Origin of the sequence: Mesobacillus sp., assembly GCF_049588175.1 — a bacterium.
Taxonomy (GTDB): domain Bacteria; phylum Bacillota; class Bacilli; order Bacillales; family Cytobacillaceae; genus Mesobacillus.
Window position 1 is genome coordinate 1 of sequence record NZ_JBAVFI010000028.1, and the last position, 3,063, is coordinate 3,063.

Sequence of the window (3,063 nt, forward strand, 5' to 3'; positions counted from 1 at the left end):
ATAATAAGCCTGCTAATACGAACGGCGGCATCAAGGTATGATATTTTTTATCCCATTGCACTTAAAATCCCCCTAAACTGACAGCTGGTATTTTTTTATCTTTTCATATAACCCTGACCGGCTGATCCCGAGCAGCCTGGCCGCCTGTGCTTTATTGCCGTTTGCCTGGGTTAACGCCTTTTTGATGGCACCAAGTTCCGCATCTTCGGCAAGGCTTACCATTGGCAAAGCTGGTTCGGCAACTTGAGAAATTAAGTAGTCCGGAAAATCCTCCGCCTGGATTTTCCCATGCTCAGCAAAGGTCATTGCCCGCTCGAGAACGTTTCTAAGCTCGCGGACATTTCCCGGCCATTCGTACTGAAGCAGCGCCTGCATAGCTTGTGATGAGATTCCGGTTAAGCTTGTGCCCAGCATTGAATTCAGTTCCTTCATTAAACTGATGGTCAAATGTTCCACATCATGGACACGGTTTCGCAACGGCGGGATATTCAAGGAGATGACGTTCAGCCTGTAGTATAAGTCCTCCCGAAATTCTCCTGCTTTCACCATTTCCTCCAGGTTCCGATTCGTCGCCGCAATGATCCTCACATCCACTTTTATGCGGGCATTTCCGCCGACACGGTAAAATTCGCGCTCCTGCAGGACTCTTAATAATTTCGCCTGGAGAGCAAGTGACATGTCGCCAATTTCATCAAGAAACAATGTGCCCCCGTTGGCAAGATCGAACTTCCCGATTTTGCCGCGCTGCTTCGCCCCGGTAAAAGCACCTTCCTCGTATCCGAAAAATTCGGATTCAAGCAAATCCTCTGGAATCGCTGCACAGTTCACGACTACAAACTTGCCATCACTTCTGGCACTGCTATTATGGATGGCATGTGCAAACAATTCCTTGCCTGTCCCGCTCTCTCCCCTGATCAGTACGGTTGACCTGCCTTTCGCTGCTTTTGCAGCACTTTTCTTCAATTTTTCCATATAAGGGTCTTCACTGAAAATATGGTCCCAAGTGAATCTTGCTGATTCCGATTTTTGGAGCTGCTGATGGTAAAAGCTTGCCTTGCTTTCGGCCTTTTGCAGCCTTTTGAACAGCTCGCTCACTTCATTTAACTGACGGAACATTACCTTTCCGATCGCTCCGATGACCCGCCCATCCTTCTTGATCGGGATTCGATGCACGATATATTTAATGCCATTCAATTCATTAAAATCACTGACTTCCGCTGCTTCCGTCTTGAACACATTGCCAAGTCTTAGCTGAGGCAGCACCTTGTCGACAGCCTGGTTTAAAACATCCATTTTCTCCAGGCTGAAAAGCTCTAGCATCGGCGGGCTTACCATCGTGATGATATTCCGTTCATCTGTCATGAGGATTCCATCGTAAGCATGCTCTAATGTCGTCTCAATGGTCAGCTTCAATTTCTTAACTGTTTGCAGCTCTTCAGCCATTACTTCAATTTCGGAAATATCTTGGAATAAAACAATTTTTCCTTGCCGGTGGTTAACCGTCTCATATGCTGAAATATGCATAATGGATTTATATTTTTCATAATGATGGTGAACATTGTTTTCAATGGGCAGACCTGGGAACATATCTTCAAGGTACTGAGATTGAATCGATTCTACTGAGCGGCCGCAGATTTTCGAAAGAGCTTCATTGGCATAGATGATTCGCAAGTTTTCGTCGGTCATCAACACACCCATATTGGAATTTTTTAAAATCGTTTCCAGTTGCTCCTTCAATGTGTTTGCGGATTTCAGCAGCGACTGTACCATTTCCGTTTTGGTGAGCAATCCGATTACCTTATCATTCTCATCAAGTACAACCCCTGTCCCAACCTTACTCGTTTTGACAATTTGTTCGATTTGATGATAGGGAGTATCGATCCGAATTGAGCGAGCGTCCTTTTTTATGTATTCTTTTATCTGTGACCCAAGGGGATTACCGTCAAGAATCATTTGATACAGCCCGCTCCGCGTAAAAATTCCTTGGAGGTTCCGATGATTGTCTGTAACAGGAAGCAAATTCCATTTCTTCTGTTTGATGATTTCAATTGCCTCTCCCAATGTGGTTTTTTCCGTAATCGTACAATCAACCGGAGTTACAATATCCCTGAATTCAATCACCTAATTCACCTCACCTTTAAAGCTGACTTCTTTTAAATTTCTGAAAATTCAATCTGATATATCCATTATAAAGGTTACGGATTGCAAGGTACACTTTGAAAGATGAAATTTCATCATTTTTCTGAGGTCTCCTTTTAAACAAAATAGACTCTTTCCTTTTCAGAAAAGAGTCTTAATAACGTTTATTTTGGCTGCATCCTGATCGCGCCATCGAGACGGATTGTTTCACCATTCAACATAGGATTGGTGATGATGCTTTCGGCGAGATGTGCGTATTCCTCAGGAAACCCTAGCCGCTGAGGGAACGGTACCATTTTCCCGAGAGAATCTCTCGCTTCCACAGGCAGCGAATCGAACATTGGGGTATGGAATAAACCTGGTGCAATTGTCATCACACGGATTCCATATGCAGCCAACTCCCTGGCAATCGGCAATGTCATTCCTACAACTCCGCCTTTTGAGGCACTATAAGCTGCCTGGCCGATTTGGCCGTCAAACGCTGCCACAGAAGCCGTATTGATGATGACACCTCTTTCGCCCGTTTCATTTGGCTCGTTATTCGTCATTTGTTCGGATGCAAGGCGGATGACATTGAACGTACCAATCAGGTTGATTGAAATCACCTTTGAAAACATGTCCAAGGAATGGACTCCCTTGCGCGACAGCAGCTTAGCCGCAATCCCAATGCCTGCGCAGTTTACCACCGTATTAATGGAACCGAAGGAATCAATGGCCTTGCTGACAGCGTTTGATACGTCTTGCTCACTTGTTACATCCGTTTTTACAAAAACCGTAGATTCGCCTAATTCTTCAACAAGCTTTTGTCCCCTTTCCTCCGATAAATCCAGAAGTGCCGCCTTGCCGCCCTGCTTGATGATGTTTCTTACAGTTGCTTCACCCAGTCCTGATGCTCCGCCAGAAACGATAGCTTTTACTTCACCC

2 protein-coding genes are annotated in these 3,063 nt (G+C 45.0%); both read right to left on the reverse strand.

All coding sequences use genetic code 11. The annotated features are described in order from the left end of the window. Positions 1–72: 72 nt before the first annotated feature. Positions 73–2,121, reverse strand: a complete 2,049-nt coding sequence (locus tag WB217_RS00565) for a sigma 54-interacting transcriptional regulator (protein WP_423989644.1) — start codon at positions 2,119–2,121, stop codon at positions 73–75. A 182-nt stretch (positions 2,122–2,303) separates the two neighbouring features. Next, on the reverse strand, positions 2,304–3,063 hold a 760-nt coding region (locus tag WB217_RS00570), incomplete at its 5' end, for a 3-hydroxyacyl-CoA dehydrogenase (protein ID WP_423989646.1).